The organism is Collinsella sp. AM24-1 (assembly GCF_003470325.1).
Taxonomy (GTDB): domain Bacteria; phylum Actinomycetota; class Coriobacteriia; order Coriobacteriales; family Coriobacteriaceae; genus Collinsella.
The window spans coordinates 135647-153994 of record NZ_QRHM01000001.1 but is presented as its reverse complement, the minus strand read 5'-3'; the positions used below and the strand labels follow the sequence as shown (position 1 = coordinate 153994).

At 62.4% G+C, this 18348-nt stretch carries 18 protein-coding genes; 16 read left to right on the top strand and 2 right to left on the bottom strand.

All coding sequences use genetic code 11. From position 1 onward, the window contains the following. Positions 1-70: 70 nt before the first annotated feature. From DW661_RS00710 to nhaA, 6 genes are all read left to right on the top strand, one after another. Positions 71-1423, top strand: coding sequence for a PTS sugar transporter subunit IIC (locus DW661_RS00710; protein WP_118934135.1), 1353 nt, complete (start codon positions 71-73; stop codon positions 1421-1423). A gap of 153 nt (positions 1424-1576) precedes the next feature. Further along, entirely contained in the window at positions 1577-1879 is a 303-nt protein-coding gene (locus tag DW661_RS00705; protein ID WP_118271091.1) for a PTS sugar transporter subunit IIB, read from the top strand. 9 nt (positions 1880-1888) lie between these two features. Beyond that, positions 1889-2221, top strand: coding sequence for a PTS lactose/cellobiose transporter subunit IIA (locus DW661_RS00700; protein ID WP_199584814.1), 333 nt, complete (start codon positions 1889-1891; stop codon positions 2219-2221). Positions 2222-2462: 241 nt separating this feature from the next. Continuing rightward, the gene (locus DW661_RS00695; RefSeq protein WP_233547426.1) at positions 2463-3416 is read left to right on the top strand and encodes an ROK family protein; all 954 of its coding nucleotides are present in this window, start codon (positions 2463-2465) and stop codon (positions 3414-3416) included. Positions 3417-3582: 166 nt separating this feature from the next. Next, on the top strand, positions 3583-4506 hold the full coding sequence (locus DW661_RS00690; protein WP_006235927.1) for a manganese-dependent inorganic pyrophosphatase: 924 nt from the start codon (positions 3583-3585) through the stop codon (positions 4504-4506). A gap of 268 nt (positions 4507-4774) precedes the next feature. After that, positions 4775-6133 (top strand): Na+/H+ antiporter NhaA, encoded by a 1359-nt coding sequence (gene nhaA / locus DW661_RS00685; RefSeq protein ID WP_118934131.1) that lies wholly within the window; start codon positions 4775-4777, stop codon positions 6131-6133. A gap of 86 nt (positions 6134-6219) precedes the next feature. Here the strand turns inward: nhaA and DW661_RS00680 are convergent, their stop codons facing one another. After that, complete coding sequence (locus tag DW661_RS00680) at positions 6220-6474, bottom strand: hypothetical protein (protein WP_022093864.1); 255 nt, start codon at positions 6472-6474, stop codon at positions 6220-6222. A 149-nt stretch (positions 6475-6623) separates the two neighbouring features. Here DW661_RS00680 and DW661_RS00675 point away from each other — a divergent pair, with 149 nt between their 5' ends. The 7 genes from DW661_RS00675 (at position 6624) to DW661_RS00645 (ending at position 13598) form a co-directional block, all read left to right on the top strand. Beyond that, positions 6624-7928, top strand: a complete 1305-nt coding sequence (locus tag DW661_RS00675) for an aminotransferase class I/II-fold pyridoxal phosphate-dependent enzyme (protein ID WP_118237192.1) — start codon at positions 6624-6626, stop codon at positions 7926-7928. Between the two features lie 66 nt (positions 7929-7994). Continuing rightward, positions 7995-8309, top strand: coding sequence for an STAS domain-containing protein (locus tag DW661_RS00670; RefSeq protein WP_089572422.1), 315 nt, complete (start codon positions 7995-7997; stop codon positions 8307-8309). A 153-nt stretch (positions 8310-8462) separates the two neighbouring features. Then, positions 8463-9056 (top strand): twin-arginine translocase TatA/TatE family subunit, encoded by a 594-nt coding sequence (locus tag DW661_RS00665; protein WP_158568394.1) that lies wholly within the window; start codon positions 8463-8465, stop codon positions 9054-9056. Beyond that, entirely contained in the window at positions 9056-9847 is a 792-nt protein-coding gene (gene tatC / locus DW661_RS00660; protein WP_199569364.1) for a twin-arginine translocase subunit TatC, read from the top strand. Before DW661_RS00665 ends, tatC begins: the two co-directional genes overlap by 1 nt. A 6-nt stretch (positions 9848-9853) precedes the next feature. After that, complete coding sequence (hypA, locus tag DW661_RS00655; RefSeq protein ID WP_117817250.1) at positions 9854-10210, top strand: hydrogenase maturation nickel metallochaperone HypA; 357 nt, start codon at positions 9854-9856, stop codon at positions 10208-10210. A gap of 55 nt (positions 10211-10265) precedes the next feature. Further along, entirely contained in the window at positions 10266-10949 is a 684-nt protein-coding gene (gene hypB / locus DW661_RS00650) for a hydrogenase nickel incorporation protein HypB (RefSeq protein WP_117736066.1), read from the top strand. A gap of 54 nt (positions 10950-11003) precedes the next feature. Further along, a complete protein-coding gene (locus DW661_RS00645) occupies positions 11004-13598 on the top strand; it encodes a DNA topoisomerase I (protein ID WP_118934126.1) in 2595 nt (864 codons plus the stop codon). Positions 13599-13720: 122 nt separating this feature from the next. On the opposite strand, the gene DW661_RS00640 is transcribed toward DW661_RS00645, so the two are convergent. Next, positions 13721-14704, bottom strand: coding sequence for a zinc-ribbon domain-containing protein (locus DW661_RS00640; RefSeq protein ID WP_118934124.1), 984 nt, complete (start codon positions 14702-14704; stop codon positions 13721-13723). A 298-nt stretch (positions 14705-15002) separates the two neighbouring features. Here DW661_RS00640 and tmk point away from each other — a divergent pair, with 298 nt between their 5' ends. From tmk to DW661_RS00625, 3 genes are all read left to right on the top strand, one after another. Beyond that, complete coding sequence (gene tmk / locus DW661_RS00635; protein WP_118934122.1) at positions 15003-15686, top strand: dTMP kinase; 684 nt, start codon at positions 15003-15005, stop codon at positions 15684-15686. A 1-nt stretch (position 15687) separates the two neighbouring features. Next, positions 15688-16815: an ATP-binding protein gene (locus tag DW661_RS00630; protein ID WP_118934120.1), complete on the top strand. Its 1128-nt coding sequence runs from the start codon at positions 15688-15690 to the stop codon at positions 16813-16815. Beyond that, positions 16806-18348: regulatory iron-sulfur-containing complex subunit RicT (locus DW661_RS00625; protein WP_233547425.1), on the top strand; the 1543-nt coding region annotated here is incomplete at its 3' end. The genes DW661_RS00630 and DW661_RS00625, both read left to right, overlap by 10 nt.

Below are 18348 nucleotides of genomic sequence, written 5' to 3'. Positions count from 1 at the left end.
ATCTGGTGGCAGAGGGCGACAGGCCACCGTGCGTATAGGAAAAGGCCGGATTTGAAAGTTAGGAGCAATCATGGCCAGTGACAACGGAAAGAGCTTCCTCGACAAGTTTGCCGAGGTCTCTGCGAAGGTGGGAAACCAGGTTCACCTGCGTTCCCTGCGCGACGCCTTCGCGACCATCACGCCGCTCTATATCCTTGCGGGTATCGCGGTTCTTATCAACAACGTCGTGTTCCCCCTGTTCCCGCTCGATGCGGCGGGCCTTGCCAACCTTCAGACGTGGGGTTCGGCAATTACGCTGGGCACCCTCAACGTCTCTGCCATTATCTTGGCCGGATTGATTGGCTACAGCCTCGCTAAGAACAAGCGTTTCGATAACCCGCTCGCTTGCGTGGTCGTCGCCATCTCTGCTTTCGTCATCATGATGCCGCAGCAGATCACCGCCACGCTTGCCGCCACGAGCCCGCTGCTCACCGACAAGATCACCTCCGCCGAGGTCACGGGCGCCCTTTCGACTGCCAATACCGGCACCAACGGTCTGTTCTCGGCTATTATCATCGCCCTGCTTTCCGTCTCGCTCTTCATCAAGATTTCTGGCGTCGAGAAGCTCAAGGTTAAGCTGGGCGAGGGTGTGCCTCCCGCGGTCTCCAACTCCTTCAACGTCATGATCCCGATGCTGCTCAACCTCGCGATCTTCGCTCTTGCCGCAGCCCTGCTCGCCGTGTGTGCCGGCACCGATCTGTGCACCATCATCTCCACGTGCATCTCCAACCCGCTCAAGAACATCATGAACGCCGGTCCGTGGGCTGTTATCCTTATCTACACCCTTGCCAACCTGCTGTTCTGCGTCGGTATTCACCAGTCCACCATCTCTGGCGCTACCGTCGAGCCGATCCTGACCATGCTCATCGTCGACAACATGGCTACCTTTGCCGCCGGTGGCACCATCCAGCCCGATCACTACATGAACATGCAGATCGTTAACAGCTTCGCCCTCATCGGCGGCTCGGGCTGCACCCTCATGCTTCTGCTCGACACGCTCCTGTTCTCCAAGAACAAGGCTTCCGAGACCGTTTCCAAGATGGCTATCCTGCCTGGTCTGTTCAACATCAACGAGCCGGTTATCTACGGTTACCCCATCGTGTACAACCTGCCGCTCATGATCCCGTTTGTCCTCCTCCCCGATCTGTTCATCGGCATCACCTATGGCCTTACCTGCGCAGGCATCATCAGCCCCTGCATCGCCCAGGTGCCCTGGACTATGCCTCCCGTCATCAATGCCCTGCTCGCTACGGGCTTTGACTGGCGCGCCGGCGTGTGGCAGGCTCTCGAGATTGTCATTGGCATGGCCGTCTACCTGCCCTTTATGAAGATTTCCGAGAAGGCAATCGCCAAGCAGGAGGCTCTCGCCGAGCAGAACGCCTAACGTTCGTCCCTTTCACCTTTGCGGGCGCCGGTACGCGGTGCCGGTGCCCGCAGCTCTCTCCCTTGCGTAAAGATGCAGGGGGGGTGGGAACAATAGCCGCAAAGAATGAAACCAGTCGTCGTCTGCGCGCCGCGCAGTTATAAGGAGGAAACCATGAAGAAGATCATGCTCTGCTGCAATGCCGGTATGTCCACGAGCCTGCTGGTCCAGAAGATGCAGGCCGAGGTCGCGAACCGTGGCCTGGAAATTGAGATCGAGGCTCGCCCCATGAACGAGGCCCACGATCACCTGGACGAGTGCGACATGTTGCTGCTTGGCCCGCAGATCGGCTACACCAAGGGCGATTTTGAGAAGGAGGCCGCTGGCCGCTTCCCAGTCGAGGTCATCAACATGGTCGACTACGGCCGCATGAACGCTGCCGGCATCATCGACCACTGCGTCAGCGTGATGGGCTAGGTGCAGCATATGGAGGATATGAACGAGTTGCAGATGACCTGCTTCGAGATTATCAGCTACGTCGGTACCGCCAAGAGCATGTATATCAATGCCGTGCAAAAGGCCAAGGAGGGCGATTTTGACGCCGCCGAGGAGCTTATCAAGCAGGGCGACGAGGCCTATAGCGGTGGCCACGATGTCCATATGGGGCTCCTTAAAAAGGAGGCCAACGGCGAGCGTAACGGCGAGGCCCCGTTGATTCTGCTGCATGCCGAGGACCAGATGGCCGGCACCGAGACCATGCGCGTCATGGCGACGGAGCTCATCGAGATCCACAAGCAGCTGCAGGCGCTTCAGGCCTAGTCGGCGTTATCGCCGCGATGGACCGTGCAGTCCAACAGACAATACAGTCCCTTTCACGGGCGCCGGGAGCCTCCGCCTCTCGGCGCTCGTTGTTTTTGGCAAAGGTTTACGCGGCCTGTTGGCTGGTACCGCGTGTTTCCCCAGATAAAACCTGCCAAAACAAACCTGTTCCTTTTTGGTAGGTTTTTGCCTTGGGAGCGGTACCATACAGGCAATGTTTAAACGAGAAAGGTGGGCTCCCATGGAACCTAAGCAGTACTATATCGGCATTGACGTCGGCGGCACTTCGGTTAAGGAGGGCCTGTTCGACGAAGACGGTAACCTGCTTGCCAAGGCCAGCGTGCCTACGCCTCCCATCGTTGACGCTGCGGGCTTTGCCGCGGTGACCGAGGCTATCGACCAGGTGGTCGCCAAAGCCCAGATTCCGCGTGCCTTTGTGGCGGGTGTTGGCCTGGCCGTTCCGTGCCCCATCCCGGCATCGGGCGATGCCAAGGTCAAGGCCAACATTGCCATTAACCTGCCCGAGCTGAGGATCGCCATTCAGGAGCACTGCCCCGACGCGGTCGTTAAGTACGAAAACGATGCCAACGCCGCTGCCATGGGCGAGGCCTGGCTCGGCTCTGCCAAGGGCGTGCAGAACGTCGTGATGGTCACCATCGGTACCGGCGTGGGCGGCGGCGTTATCGTTAACGGCGACGTGGTGTCGGGCGTTGTGGGTGCCGGCGGCGAGATTGGCCACATGTGCCTGAACCCGGCTGAGGAGCGCACCTGCGGCTGCGGCGGCCATGGCCACCTGGAGCAGTATTCCAGCGCTACCGGCGTGGTGAGCAACTATCTTGCCGAGTGCGAGAAGGCGGGCGTCGACCCCATCGAGCTCACCGGCCCCTCCGATTCCAAGGACGTGTTCCAGGCCTGTCGCGAGGGTGACAAGCTCGCGCTAGCCGCGGCCGATACCATGGCCGACTATCTCGGCCGCGCTCTGGCGCTTATCGCCAACGTGGTCGACCCCGAGATGTTCCTGATCGGCGGCGGCGCATCCGCCTCGGCCGATGTCTACCTCGACAAGGTCCGCGAGCACTTTAAGCAGTACGCGCTTTCTGCCTCGCGCGAGACGCCCATTAAGGTCGCCTCGCTCGGCAACGACGCCGGCATCATCGGTGCCGCCTACGTAGCCCTGCGCGCCGCCGGCAAATAGCTAGTGCAAGGAGGCCAGGTTACTTTGCACTAACATGGTGCGAAAGGGATAGACTTTGCTCCAACGCCTGCTCCAAATTGTGCCGCGGCCCTTCCGTGCCCAAGGGTTCGCCGCCAGCGTGCTACCATAGCTACGTCCAAGTACACATATCAAGTGGAGGATATCCATGGCAAACGTTCTTGTCTTTGGTCACCAGAACCCCGATAACGACGCCATCATGAGCGCCGTCGTCCTGTCCCAGCTGCTCAACCAGGTTGAGTATGCCGGCAACACCTACGAGGCCTGCGCGCTGGGCCAGCTTCCGGCCGAGTCCGCCAAGCTGCTCGCCGACGCCGGCATTGCCGAGCCCCGCGTGATCGAGTCCGTCGAGGCCGGTCAGCTCGTCGTCCTCACCGACCACAACGAGTCCGCCCAGTCCGTCGCCGGCCTTAAGGACGCCACGGTCTTTGGCGTTGTCGACCATCACCGCATCGGCGACTTCGAGACTGCCGGTCCGCTGCACTACATCTGCCTGCCCTGGGGCTCCAGCTGCACCATCGTCACCAAGCTCGCCGGCGTGCTCGGCGTTGAGCTTTCCGACGTTCAGGCCAAGCTGCTGCTCTCGGCCATGATGACCGACACGCTCATGCTCAAGAGCCCCACCACCACCGATGTCGACCGCGCCGTCGCTGCTAAGCTCGGCGAGCAGGTGGGCGTCGACCCGGTCAAGTTTGGCATGGAGGTCTTCCTCACTCGTCCGTCCGGCTCCTTCACCGCAGCCGAGATGGTCGGCAACGACATCAAGATGTTCGAGCCCGCCGGCAAGAAGCTGCTCATCGGCCAGTACGAGACCGTCGACAAGAGCCGCGCGCTCGGCATGATCGACGAGATTCGCGAGGCCATGCGCGCCTACGCCGCCGAGAAGGGTGCCGACGGCATCGTCCTGTGCATCACCGACATCATGGAGGAGGGCTCGCAGGTCCTGCTCGAGGGTGAGACCGAGGCCGCTCAGAAGGGCCTGGGCATCGCTGACGAGCACGACGGCGTCTGGATGCCGGGCGTCCTTTCCCGCAAGAAGCAGGTCGCTGCTCCCATCATGGCCGCCTGCTAGGTTTTGTTGACCTAACACCGACGACCGGACCGCGGACGCCCCGCGCTCCGGTCGTTTTTTGTGCGCGGGACCGCGTCCCCTATTGGACAGGGGCGCTCGCACCGTTGAGCAAATAATGTTCAACCTGTGGTTCCGCTTTTCGGCCGCGCTTGCGCGTTTGTCGCGCAGGGTAGGCTAGATGCAAGCGTAATACGTTGGAGCGCGGCGCCGCCATTTGGGCGGGCCGTGCTTTTTTAAGACGGGAACCTTCCCGCGAAAGGAGCCGCCCATGGCAGCAACCGAGCAGCTGTTCAACACCCGTGAGCGCAAGCGTTTTGAGCGTCACGACATTTGGGAGCGCATTGCCGAGAACGGCACGATTTCCGCCGCCGTCATGGTGATCGCCGCCATCGCCGCCGTCATCTGTGCAAACACCGATGCCTACGAGGCCATTCATCACTTTTTGGAGACCCCGCTGTATGTGGGTCTGGGCAACCTTACGGCCGGTCTCACCGTTGAGCTTTTCGTCAACGACTTCCTCATGGCGATTTTCTTTTTGTTGGTGGGCATCGAGCTTAAGTACGAGATGACGGTCGGTGAACTCAAGAATCCGCGTCAGGCCATGCTTCCCATGCTGGCGGCCGTGGGCGGCGTTGTCGTTCCCGCCTGCATCTACCTGATCTTTAACCATGCCGGCGCCCGCAACGGTTGGGCCATCCCCATGGCAACCGATATTGCCTTTGCGCTGGGCGTGCTGTCGCTTTTGGGCAATCGCGTGCCCAACGGCGTGCGCGTGTTCTTCTCGACGCTCGCCATCGCCGACGACCTCATCTCCATCGCCGCCATCGCCATCTTCTACGGTCAGAGCCCCAATCCGTTTTGGTTGGGCGCCGCCGCGCTTGTGACCTGCGCGCTCGTGTGGCTCAACAAGACGCAGCACTACCGCCTTGCCCCGTATTCGGTACTGGGTCTGCTGTTGTGGTTCTGCATGTTCAAGAGCGGCGTGCACGCTACGCTTGCTGGCGTCATCTTGGCCTTTACCATCCCGGCCAAGTGCGGTGTCAAGCTCGATAGTCTCACCGATTGGTTGGGCGAGTGCCTGCCGCTGCTCGATGATCGCTACGACGACGAGGCGCACATCCTGGGCCAGCATGACTTTACCGTCTCGACCACCAAGGTCGAGCGCGTCATGCACCGCGTGACCCCGCCGCTCATCCGCATGGAGCGTCTGATCTCCACGCCGGTCAACTTCGTGATCCTGCCGATCTTTGCGTTCGTGAACGCGCAGGTTCGCCTGGTGGGCGTGGACATGAGCACGCTGCTCACCGACCCGGTGACGCTCGGCGTGTACTTTGGCATGCTGCTGGGCAAGCCGATCGGTATCTTTGGCATGACGTTTGCCCTGGTTAAACTCAAGATTTCCGAGTTGCCGCGCAACGTTAACTGGCACATGATTGCCGGCGTGGGCATTCTGGGCGGTATCGGCTTTACCATGTCGATCCTCATCAGCGGCCTCGCCTTCCCGACGGCCCAGTTTGAGGTTCTGGCCGCAAAGGCCGCCATTCTTGCCGGATCCGTTACCGCCGCGGTGCTGGGCATGATCTACATGAGTGTGGTCTGCAAGCACCCCGCGTCCAAGGACGAGTAAGGGCACATGCAAGTTTGAAAACGCCGCCTGTGAACACCATCACAGGCGGCGTTTTAGTCATTGGGGACGTTCTTAAATGACTAGGTTTATTCCACCGTTCCGTAGACGGCGCCCCAGCCGTGGGCGGCCAAGGCGGAGTTGAGCTGGTCGCAAAGTGACTGGCGATCGTAATAGCCGGGCGGCAGCAGGTTGACGATTTCCATGAGATCGGGCGCCAGGTCCAAGATTTCGGCCTGTACGATCAAATCGAGGCGGTCGATGGCGTGGCGGTCGTAAAACAGTCCGTCGACCAGGCGCTGCAGGTCGCCGAATTCCTCGGCCTGAAACGATCCGTACTCCATAGTGCCTCCTTGGGCGCCCCACGCCGGCATGCGCGGCGATTCGTAATTCATTGCGATGAACTTAATCTATCACGGCTTCATAACGTTGCGGCGGTGGCGGTCTATACTTAGACAAACTGCAACGTACCGCTTCGCGAAAGGTCGCACCCATGCAGACGATCTACCAGAAGATGGAAACCACCGAACTCGATGCCGCCATCGAGGCGCTCAAAGCCGAGGTCGCCGAGGTCAAGGCCAAGGGCCTGGCGCTTGACATGGCCCGCGGCAAGCCGTCGCCCGCCCAGGTGGACATCTCGCGCCCCATGCTCGATATCCTCAATGCCGACGCCGATCTGCACGACGGCAACGTCGATTGTTCCAACTACGGCTGCTTTGAGGGCATTCCCTCGGCACGCAAGCTGGCGGGGGAGTTTCTGGGCTGCCCCGCCGAGCAGACGCTTGTGCTGGGTTCGTCGAGCCTTTTGATCGAGCATGACATCGCCGGCATGTTCTGGCGCTGTGGCTCGTGCGGCAGCGAGCCCTGGGACGCCTACGAGGCCGCGCACGACGGCAAGAAGGTCAAGTTCCTGTGCCCCGTTCCCGGCTACGATCGCCACTTTGGCATCACCGCCGACTTGGGTATCGAGAACGTCCCCGTCGCGATGACCGACAACGGCCCCGACATGGACGAGGTCGAGCGCCTCGTTGCCGCCGACGATTCCATCAAGGGTATCTGGTGCGTGCCCAAGTATTCCAACCCCACGGGCATCACCTTTAGCGAGGACACCGTGCGCCGCCTGGTTGAGATGCCCACGGCCGCGCCCGATTTCCGCATCTTCTGGGACAACGCCTACTGCGTGCACGACCTGTACGACGAGACCGACGAGCTCGCAAACATTTTTGACCTCGCTCGCGCGGCGGGCACCGAGGATCGCGTGGTGGCCTTTGCCTCGACGTCCAAGATCACCTTCCCGGGCGCCGGCATCGGCTTTATCGGTGCGAGCCCCGCGGTTATCGCCGAGTTCTCCAAGCGCCTGAAGGCCGGCCTCATCAGCGCCGACAAGCTCAACCAGCTGCGTCACGTGCGCTTCCTTCCCACCATCGAGGCGGTCAAGGAGCACATGAAAAAGCACGCCGAGTTCCTGCGTCCGCGCTTTGAGGCCGTCGAGCGCAAACTCACCGAGGGCTTGGGCGACACGGGTTGCGCCACCTGGACGCATCCCCGCGGCGGCTACTTTGTGAGCTTCGATGGCCCCGAGGGCTCGGCCCAGAAGGTCGCCGCGCTTTGCGCCGACTTGGGCGTCAAGCTCACACCGGCCGGTGCTACCTGGCCCTATGGCAAGGACCCGCGCGACACCAACATCCGCATCGCGCCGAGCTATCCCACGGTCGAGGACCTGGAGGCTGCGCTCGATGTGCTGGTGCTGGCCGTTAAGCTTGTCGCTGCCGAGCTTGCGCGTGCCGAGCGCGCCTAACGCGTAGGGCCCCGCAAGTCCGCGCCTAGTACTATCCGCACTTTCGATACGTAAAGGAGCGTATACATGGATTTGGGTATTTCCACAAACCCCACGCCAGAGCTCTACACCATTAAGGTGACCGGTGAGATCGATATCTCTAACGCCGATAGCCTGCGCAATGCCATCGACCTGGCGCTCGAGCAGCCCACTGAGGCCGTTGAGCTCGATTTTGCCCAGGTGAGCTACATCGATTCGACGGGCATTGGCGTGCTTGTGGGCGCCGCACACCACGCAGCTGATCATGGTAAGCGTTTTAGCTGCGTCAACGTGCAGCCCCCGGTGATGCGCGTGGTTCAGCTGTTGGGCGTCGACCAGGAGATTTCGATCACCGCTGCATAATCTTTGCCCCCAAAAGGGCGTGCCGTTTGGCATATGTTTGTGATGCGCTCGGACGTTTTGGCGTCCGGGCGCTATACTTGACCGAATGAATAGACGAGTTCCGGCCGAATGGCGCGGTGCGGGCTCGAATCACATCGAGCCTTGGAGGTATGTGTGTTTGGTATTGGAGAAGGTGAGCTGGCAATCATCGTGGTCTTCGGCTTTTTGCTGTTTGGCCCGGATAAGCTCCCGCAGATGGGCCGTACGATCGGCCGTGCCATCCGTCAGTTCCGCGAGACGCAGGAAAAGATGACGGCGGTTGTCCAGTCCGAGATCATCGATCCGGTGAGCGAGGCCGCTTCGGCTCCGGTCAAGCCCAAGAAGGCTGCCGTCGATGACGATTCCGATGCGGACGAGGATGCCGCCGAGACGGTAGCGCCCGCCAAGAAGGAGACCTTTGCCGAGCGTCGTGCCCGCCTTGCTGCCGAGAAGGCCGCGAGCGAGGCTGCCGCCGAGGGCGAGGGTGCTGCTGAGGAGTCCGAGGCCGCTGCCGCCGAGGCCGAGCCTGCCGCTGCCGCCGAGCCTGCCGTCGAGCCCGAGCCTGCTGCAGAGCCCGAGCCCGAGCCGGCAGAGCCCACGACGGCTGACCTCTACGCCCGTCGTCCCCGCAAGCGCAAGGCCGTCGTCGACCAGCTCGCTCGCGAGCTCGAGGCCGAGGACGCTGCCGAGACTGCTGCCGCCGACGCCCCGAAGGGAGGCGATGAGTAATGCCTATCGGACCTGCTCGTATGCCGCTCTTCGATCACTTGGGAGAGCTCCGTCGCCGCCTGACCATCGTGATCGTGTCGGTGTTTGCCGCCGCCATCGTGCTGTACTTTGCCACGCCCGTGGTGCTCGATATCCTGGAAGACCCCATCCGCTCGTTTGTGCCGGACGGTAAGTTCTACATCACCACCACACTCGGCGGCTTTGGCCTGCGCTTCTCGCTGGCCATCAAGATGGCCGTGGTCATGTGCACGCCCATGATCATCTGGCAGATCCTGGCATTTTTCCTGCCGGCGCTGCGCCCCAACGAGCGCAAGTGGGTCGTGCCCACGGTGCTCGCCTCGACGGTGCTGTTCTTCCTGGGTGCCATCTTCTGCTATTTCATCATCATCCCGGCGGGCTTTGAGTGGCTCATCGGCGAGACCTCGGCCGTCGCTACGGCGCTGCCCGACCTGGAGAACTACGTCAACATGGAGCTGCTCTTTATGATCGGCTTTGGTGTGGCGTTTGAGCTGCCGCTCATCATCTTCTATCTGTCCGTCTTTCACATCGTGTCCTATGCGGCCTTCCGCAGCGCCTGGCGCTACGTGTACGTAGGCCTGCTTGTGGGCTCGGCTGTGATTACGCCCGACGGCTCGCCCGTTACGCTGGGTCTCATGTATGGCGCCCTGCTCTCGCTCTACGAGATTTCGCTCGCCATTGCTCGCGTGGTCATTACCGCGCGCGAGGGCAAGGAGGGCCTGTTCGTGAGCCGTCTGGACCTGTTCTCGGACGACGAGGACGACGAGGAGTAAATCGGTATGCACGAGGTTGGCATTGTCAACGGCATACTCGATACAGTGATTCGCGCGGCGCGTGGGGCGGGGGCCTCGCGCGCCGTTTTGGTAACGCTGCGTATCGGGGATATGACCGAGGTCGTGCGCGAGGCGCTTGACTTTGCGTGGGAGACGTTTCGCGACGAGGACTCGCTCACGCGCGGCTGCGAGCTTGCCGTGGAGGAAGTCCATCCACAAAGCGAGTGTCTGGACTGCGGTGAGGTCTTTGAGCACGACCGTTTCCATTGCCGTTGTCCCCAATGTGGCGGTGCCAACGTGCGTCTGCTGCATGGCCGCGAACTCGACATCGCAAGTATCGAGATCGAGACCCCCGACGATTAGCACGCTCGCCATCTAGCGATGGGGTATAAAAGGGCCAAAGTAAGGAGCGCTAAGTATGGCCGAGAAAACGATTGATATCGCGTCGCCGATTCTGTCGCGCAACGAGCGCCTGGCAGATCAGCTGCGTCAGCGGTTTGAGCAGACGAACACCTACGTGATCAATGTGCTGTCGAGCCCTGGCTCGGGTAAGACCACCACGATTCTGGGCACCAACGAGCGCCTGCGTGACAAAGCCAGCCTGCGCTGTGCCGTTATCGAGGGCGATATCGCCTCGGACGTCGACGCCATCACCATGAAGGAAGCCGGCATGCCCGCCATCCAGATCAACACGGGCGGCCTGTGCCACCTCGAGGGCAACATGATCATGGAGGCCGTCGACGCCTTCGACCAGGCCGTCGGTCTGGAGAACATCGACGTCATCTTTATCGAAAATGTGGGTAACCTGGTCTGCCCGGTCGACTTTGACCTGGGCGAGAACCTGTCCATCATGATCCTCTCGGTGCCCGAGGGCGACGACAAGCCCATCAAGTACCCGGGCATCTTCCAGCACGCCGGCGCGCAGCTGCTCAATAAGGTCGACGTGGCTCCGGCTTTCGATTTTGACATGGATAGGTATACTAAGACACTCGATGACCTCAATCCGCAGGCGCCGCGGTTTGCCGTGAGCGCGCGCAAGGGCGAGGGCATGGATGCCTGGTGCGATTGGCTCATCGGGCAGATTGAGCAAGCAAGGGCGTAAGTCGGCCGCCAAGAGGGCGGGCGCAGCCGCAGACACACGAGATAGGAGCCTCTTTTGAAGCTCATCATCGCTGAGAAAAACGACGCCGCGCGTCAGATCGCCGAGCGTCTGTCCACGGGCAAGCCCAAAAAGGACAAGGTGTACAACACCGCCATCTACCGTTTTGAGTGGAAGGGCGAGGAGTGCGTGACGATCGGCCTTGCCGGTCACATCCTGGCACCCGATTTTTGCGACAGTGTGCTGTTCGATAAAAAGTTGGGCTGGTATTCGGTCACGGAGGACGGCGAAATGCTGCCGGCCGATATGCCCGATGGCCTGGCCCGCCCGCCGTACGACACCAAGCGCAAGCCGTTCCTTGCCGATGGCATTTCCATCAAGGGCTGGAAGCTCGAGAGCCTGCCCTATCTCACCTGGGCGCCCGTCATTAAGCTTCCGGCCGAGAAAGAGCTCATCCGCTCGCTTAAGAACCTCGCCAAAAAGTCCGACAGCGTCATCATCGCCACGGACTTCGATCGCGAGGGCGAGCTGATCGGTTCGGACGCCCTCAACAAGGTGCGCGAGGTGGCGCCCGACTTGCCGGTCGCCCGCGCCCAGTATTCTTCGTTTACCAAGGCCGAGATCACGCAGGCCTTCGATAACCTTGTCTCGCTCGACCAGAACCTGGCCGACGCCGGCGAGAGCCGTCAGCACATCGACCTCATTTGGGGTGCAGTGCTCACGCGCTACCTGACGCTCGCCAAGTTTGGCGGCTTTGGCAACGTGCGTTCCGCCGGCCGCGTGCAGACGCCGACGCTTGCCCTGGTGGTCGAGCGCGAGCGCGAGCGCATGGCGTTTGTGCCCGAGGACTATTGGCAGATTCGCGGCATGGGCGCCGCGCAGGGCGCTGCCGAGGATGACCGCTTTAAGATTGCGCACAAGACGGCACGTTTTACCGACAAGGATGCTGCCGAGACGGCGTACGGCCACGTCGACGGCGCTACGACGGCAACCGTCGCCGCGGTGACCAAGCGCTCCCGCAAGCAGCAGCCGCCCACGCCGTTTGCGACGACCTCGCTGCAGGCTGCCGCCGCGGCCGAGGGCATCTCACCTGCACGTACCATGCGCATCGCCGAGTCCCTCTACATGGCGGGCCTCATCAGCTACCCGCGTGTCGACAATACCGTGTACCCTGCGACGCTCGATCTGGGCGCCGTGGTGAGCGACCTGGCAAAGATTAACCCGGCGCTGGCGCCCGTGTGTAAAAAGGTGCTCGCCGGTCCCATGAAGCCCACGCGCGGCAAGGTCGAGACCACCGACCACCCGCCTATCTATCCCACGGGCGAGGGCGATCCGTCCACGCTCGATGGCGGCCAGCGCAAGCTCTACGATCTCATCGCCCGCCGCTTCCTGGCGACGCTTATGGGTCCTGCGACCATCGAGAACACCAAGCTCGAGCTCGACGTCAACGGCGAGCCGTTCGTGGCCTCGGGCGACGTGCTCGTGACCCCGGGCTTCCGCGAGGCGTACCCGTACGGCCTTAAGCGCGACGAGCAGATGCCGCCGCTGGAACAGGGTGATACGGTCGACGTGTTCGACATTAAGCTCGAGGCCAAGCAGACCGAGCCGCCCGCGCGCTACAGCCAGGGCAAGCTCGTGCAGGAGATGGAGAAGCGCGGCCTGGGTACCAAGTCCACGCGCGCGAGCATCATCGAGCGCCTGTATGCCGTGCGCTATCTCAAAAATGATCCCGTGGAGCCGAGTCAGCTGGGTATTGCCATTATCGATGCGCTGACGCAGTTTGCCCCGCGCATCACGAGCCCCGATATGACCAGCGAGCTCGACGGCGACATGACTCGCGTGGAGCGCGGCGAGGACACCGAAGAGCATGTCGTGACGCACTCGCGTGCGCTGCTGGCCGGCGTGCTCGACGAGCTGCTCAAGCATACGCAGGAGCTCGGCGACGCCATCAGCGACGCCGTTACGGCCGATGCGCGCGTGGGCGCCTGCCCCAAGTGCGGCAAGGACCTGGTTATGAAGACGAGCGCCAAGACCCGCGGCAGCTTTATCGGTTGCATGGGCTGGCCCGACTGCGACGTGACCTATCCGGTGCCGAGCGGCGTCAAGGTGAGCCCGCTCGAGGGCGAGGCCGCCGTGTGCCCCGAGTGTGGCGCGCCGCGCATCAAGTGCCAGCCGTTCCGCCAGAAGGCCTTTGAGATTTGCGTGAACCCCACGTGCCCCACCAACTACGAGCCCGACCTTAAAGTGGGCGAGTGCAAGGTGTGCGCCGAGGCTGGACGCCATGGCGACCTGATTGCGCACAAGAGCGAGAAGAGCGGCAAGCGCTTTATCCGCTGCACCAACTACGATGACTGCGGCGTGAGCTATCCGCTGCCGGCGCGTGGCAAGCTCGAGGCGACGGGCGAGACCTGTCCCGAGTGCGGCGCCCCCATCGTGGTGGTTAACACGGCGCGCGGTCCGTGGCGTATCTGCGTCAACATGGACTGCCCGACCAAGGAGAAGAAGCCCGCCCGCGGCCGCAAGACTACGACCAAGACGAGCGCGGCGAAGAAGACCACGGCAGCCAAGAAGACGACGGCTAAGAAAGCCACTGCCGCCAAGAAGACGACCGCGAAGAAGTCGACTGCCAAGAAAGCAGCCGCCGACAAGTAACAGCGCAGCCGAAACATTGACCAAAACAAAAATGAGCGAGGATCCCGCGATCCTCGCTCATTTTCTAGGCAGTCATTGGGGACGTTCTTGAATGACTAGTCGTTTAAGAACGTCGCATGCGACTAGTTCACCTCGACAGGCTTGGCGCCGGGATAGCGCTCCTCAAAGTCTAGGCGGTACTTATTGTCATTGGTGCCCGCCACGTTGTCGCGTGACAGCGGCGCCACGATCTCATTCTTGTGGTCCGCGGGCTTTGCGTACTTCAGGCTGATCTCCCAGGCATCGCAGATCGCGTCAATGCGGTGGTCCAGGTCGTCATACAGGGCAACGATGTCTTTCCAGGAGCTGTAGTTCTTAGAGCTCGTCGGGACGTCCAGGTCCTCGACGATGTCGTAATACTGCTCGATGGTGTCCTCCGTGCGCTCGGCGACGTCGGCGAGATTTTGACGGGTGGTTCGATCCTCTTCCAGATAGCTGCCGTTGAAGTTCTGTGCGCAGCCACGGACGTAGTTGTCGAGGTCTTCGAGCAAGTCGTAGTATTCGCTCAGTCGGCGGTAGAGGTTCTGCTCAGAGAGCGTTGCTTCGCCGCCATCCTCGTCGTCATCGTCATCATCGTCGTACAGGCTGTTGGGATTGCCGAGAGGCTTTAGGTCATCGTCGTCGACGTCATGGTGCAGCTTAGCTACCTCGGCAGTCGTCTGCGTGGCGGCGTTGTCGAACGGTCTGATCGCAAAGAAGATGACCAGGGCGATGATGATCGCCACCAGCACAACGATAACGGCGATAAGCGGCCCGGTGCCGCTCTTTTTGGGAGCGGGGGTCTGTGGCGAAGCGGGCGCGTATGCGGGAGCCGGCTGCTGTTGGGGCGAGCCGCTCGCGACGGGTATGCGCTGCGTGGTCTCGACGGCTTCGGTCCTTGCGGCGGGGTCGGGGCTATAGGCGAGGGGGTCGTCCGCCTTGGCTTGCGGCGTATCAAGGGAGCCGGTCTGCTCAAAAGCGGGCTGGCTATCGCTCGCGGCTGTTTGCTCAACGGGTGCACCGCACGAGGTGCAGAACTTGGCATTATCTTCAAGAAGCTTGCCGCACGAGGCGCAATACCGAGACATTGCCACTCCTTTCGCCACATTTCAATGCAATACGACGATTATACCCAGCATCCAAAATTCCCCATCATACGTTGCGGTGAAATAGGGACTGTTTGGCGGTCTCAGAGCTTCAATCAGTCCCTATTTCACCGCAACTTTAGCCGGCAGTTGGGGACGTTCCTTTTCTGCCGGCAGTTTAGGATCGTCCCTAACTGCCGCCCTAATGACTAGGTTCGATTTGGGGTGCGCCGGACGCTGGGGTATCATGGCTTGGTTGTTATATCTGCATTTACGCGCCTTGTAGGAAGGGGCTGCGCCCATGGCTTTTGAGCCTGCTCAACATAGCTTTATCACGCTCGAGGGCGTCGACGGTGCCGGCAAGTCCACGCAGGCGCGCCTGCTTGCCCGCGCGCTCGAGCTCGCTGGCCACCAGGTTGTGAGCCTGCGCGAACCGGGCGGCACCGCCATCAGCGAAAAGATCCGCGCCCTGCTGCTCGACCCCGCCAATATGGCGATGGGCGACACCTGCGAGTTGCTGCTCTACGAGGCTGCGCGTGCCCAGCTGGTACACGAGGTCATAGCCCCCGCCCTTGCGGCCGGCAAGGTGGTCCTGTGCGATCGCTTCTACGATTCCACGACCTGCTACCAGGCGTTTGCCGATGGCCTCGACCGCCAGATGGTGCGCGACGCCAACAACCTGGCCGTCGCGGGAACGCACCCGGCGCTCACGCTCGTCTACCACATCACGCCCGAGCAGGCGGCGCTACGCATGGCAGCCCGTGGCGCGGCAGATCGCATGGAGGCTAAGGGCATGGCATTCCAGGAGCGTGTGTACCAGGGATTTTGTGCCATTGCTGCCGAGGAGCCAGACCGCGTAAAGCTCATCGACGCCACTACGACCGTCGAGGAAGTCTTCGAGAAGACGGTCGAGCAGGTTCGCGCGTACGGTCTCGACATTTCGCAGGAAGCCGTCGCCGCCGCGCTTGCCAAGGAGGCCGAGTAACATGGCCCCCGCTCAGGCAAGCCTGCTGGCCAAGCTCGACACCCAAGAGCGCGTGCGTGACTTTTTGACCAATGCCGTCGCTAGCGGTCGCGCATCGCACGCCTACCTGTTTTTGGGCGCTCCCGGCGCGGGCAAGCTCGACGCCGCGTGGGCGCTCGCCCAAGCCTTCCTGTGCGAGCAGGATGGCTGCGGCTCATGCGATAGCTGCGTGCGCGTCGCCCGCCATACGCACCCCGACGTGCACTATTACACGCCCGAGAGCGCCACGGGTTACCTCATTGCCCAGACCCGCGAGCTGCTCGATGACGTGCCACTGGCGCCCATCCGTGCCAACGCCAAGGTCTACATCATCGACCGTGCCGAGCAACTGCGTGCCAACACCGCCAACGCACTGCTCAAAACGCTCGAGGAGCCGCCCGAGGGCGTTATGTTTATCTTGCTGGGCACCTCGGCCGACGTGATGCTGCCCACTATCGTGAGTCGTTGCCAGTGCGTGCCGTTTCGGCTGGTGTCGCCCGCCGTCGCCGCGCAGGCCGTGAGCCGCGCCACCGGTCAGTACCCTGCGCGTTGCCGCATGGCGGTCGCCGTGGCGGGAAGCCCCACACGCGGCATCGAGTTCCTCAAGAGCGCCGAGCGCCAGGACGCCCGCCGTCAGATGGTCCGTGCCATCGACTCACTCATTGCCGCCGACGAGGCCGACGTGCTCAGTCGCGCCAAGTCGCTCATCGTCGCCGTCAAGGCGCCGCTTGCCGAGGTCAAGTCCACGCAGGAAAAGGTACTCGAGCAAAACGCCGACTACCTGTCGCGTGGAGCATTGAAGCAGCTTGAGGACCGCAACAAGCGCGAACTCAACGCGCGCGAGCGTTCGGGTATCATGGAAGCGCTGGCGAGCGCGCGGACGCTCATGCGCGACGTGCTGCTGACACTTCAGGACGAGGCAGCCGACGTGGTGAACGAGGACGTGCGCGACACGATCGGTCGGCTTGCCGCCGCGACCAATGTTGCGGGTGCCACCCAGGCGCTCGAGGCGGTCGCGACCGCCGAGCGCAACATCGCCAGAAACGTTACTCCCCAGCTGGCCATCGAGGTCATGCTGTTCGATATCAGGAAGGCACTGAAATGCCGTTAGTCGTACCCGTTAAGTTTACCTACGCCTCGCGCGACCTGTGGTTTGACCCGCAGGACCTGGATATCCTCGAGGCAGATTACGCTATTTGCTCCACCGAGCGCGGAACCGAGATCGGCCTGGTCACGGCCGATCCCTTTGAGGTACCGCAAGACGAGATCGGTCAGCCGCTCAAGCCCGTGCTGCGTGTGGCGAGCGACATCGACCTGCAGCTTGCCGACGACCTGGCCATCCAGGGTGACGAGGCCATGGTCGATTTCCGCCGTCTGGTCAAAGAGCTCGACCTCGAGATGAAGCCGGTCGGCGTCGAGTACCTGTTTGGCGGCGAGAAGGCCGTGTTCTACTTTGCCGCCGAGGAGCGCGTCGATTTTCGCCAGCTCGTCAAGGACCTGTCCTCGACGCTGCACATTCGCGTCGACATGCGCCAGATCGGCGTGCGCGACGAGACCCGCCTGGTGGGCGGCTATGCCCAGTGCGGCCAGGAGCTCTGCTGCACGCGCTTCGGCGGACAATTTGAGCCCGTCTCGATCCGCATGGCAAAAGAGCAGGACCTGCCGCTCAATTCCTCCAAGATCAGCGGCGTGTGTGGCCGCCTAATGTGCTGCCTGCGCTATGAGTTCGAGGCGTACAAGGACTTTAAGAGCCGTGCGCCCAAAAAGAAGACGCTCATCGATACGCCGCTTGGCAAGGCGCGTATTCAGGAATATGACACGCCGCGCGAGCAGCTGGTGCTGCGCCTGGAGAATGGCAAGGTCTTTAAGGTCAACCTGGCCGATATGACCTGCTCGGAGGGCTGCAAAAAGAAGGCTGCCGAGCAGGGCTGCAATTGCCGCCCCGACTGCGTGACGCGCGATGTGCTCGAGCGCATCGAGTCGCCCGAGATGCGTCTGGCGCTCATGGAGCTCGATCGCGAGAACGGCGTCGACGTGGGCGATGGTCTGTCGAGCGCCGACCGTCTTGCCGGCACGTCGATGCCCAAGCGCCGTCGTCGCGATGCCGATTCCGATACCCGCGCTGCTCAGAGCCAGGTCGAGGGCCGTGGCCGTGGAAAGGGCCGCGGCAAGGCCGAGGCACCCGAGGCCGAGGAGGCCGCCGGTGGCCGTCGTCGTCGCAAGCGCGCGGGCTCGGGCGATGCTACCGAGGCTGCAGCCGCGGGCAAGAACGCCTCTCGCGAGCGCGAGGTTCAGCAGCCCCAGCAGCAGAATCGCGGCGGTGGCATGAACCCCACACGTCGCCGCCGCCGTCATCTGTCGAGCGAGGAGCGCGAGGACGCCTTCCGCGCCGCAGCTGCTCGCGAGGCCGGTGCCGCTTCCAAGGGTCCCTCGGCCTCCGATGCGTCTGCCGACAAGGGCGGCAAGTCACGTGGCGAGGAGGAGCGCGCGCCGCGTCCGCGCCGTCGCCATTCCTCGGGCGCGCAACAGAAGCCCTCAGTGCCCTCCGTGGCCGATCAGGTCTCGGATGGCGAGGTCAAGGTCACGCGCCGTCGTCCCGGAGATGGCGGGGGAGCGGCTGCCAAGGCTTCGCGTGGCGCGGCTC

Bases quoted from the DNA above. Each gene is read 5' to 3' on its own strand.
- DW661_RS00680 (WP_022093864.1), bottom strand. From the start codon at position 6,474: ATGGAGTACGGATCGTTTCAGGCCGAGGAATTCGGCGACCTGCAGCGC.
- DW661_RS00630 (WP_118934120.1), top strand. From the start codon at position 15,688: ATGGCCCCCGCTCAGGCAAGCCTGCTGGCCAAGCTCGACACCCAAGAG.
- DW661_RS00640 (WP_118934124.1), bottom strand. From the start codon at position 14,704: ATGTCTCGGTATTGCGCCTCGTGCGGCAAGCTTCTTGAAGATAATGCC.
- tatC (WP_199569364.1), top strand. From the start codon at position 9,056: ATGCCTATCGGACCTGCTCGTATGCCGCTCTTCGATCACTTGGGAGAG.
- nhaA (WP_118934131.1), top strand. From the start codon at position 4,775: ATGGCAGCAACCGAGCAGCTGTTCAACACCCGTGAGCGCAAGCGTTTT.
- DW661_RS00670 (WP_089572422.1), top strand. From the start codon at position 7,995: ATGGATTTGGGTATTTCCACAAACCCCACGCCAGAGCTCTACACCATT.
- DW661_RS00705 (WP_118271091.1), top strand. From the start codon at position 1,577: ATGAAGAAGATCATGCTCTGCTGCAATGCCGGTATGTCCACGAGCCTG.
- DW661_RS00700 (WP_199584814.1), top strand. From the start codon at position 1,889: ATGGAGGATATGAACGAGTTGCAGATGACCTGCTTCGAGATTATCAGC.
- DW661_RS00675 (WP_118237192.1), top strand. From the start codon at position 6,624: ATGCAGACGATCTACCAGAAGATGGAAACCACCGAACTCGATGCCGCC.
- hypB (WP_117736066.1), top strand. From the start codon at position 10,266: ATGGCCGAGAAAACGATTGATATCGCGTCGCCGATTCTGTCGCGCAAC.
- tmk (WP_118934122.1), top strand. From the start codon at position 15,003: ATGGCTTTTGAGCCTGCTCAACATAGCTTTATCACGCTCGAGGGCGTC.
- hypA (WP_117817250.1), top strand. From the start codon at position 9,854: ATGCACGAGGTTGGCATTGTCAACGGCATACTCGATACAGTGATTCGC.
- DW661_RS00710 (WP_118934135.1), top strand. From the start codon at position 71: ATGGCCAGTGACAACGGAAAGAGCTTCCTCGACAAGTTTGCCGAGGTC.
- DW661_RS00690 (WP_006235927.1), top strand. From the start codon at position 3,583: ATGGCAAACGTTCTTGTCTTTGGTCACCAGAACCCCGATAACGACGCC.
- DW661_RS00695 (WP_233547426.1), top strand. From the start codon at position 2,463: ATGGAACCTAAGCAGTACTATATCGGCATTGACGTCGGCGGCACTTCG.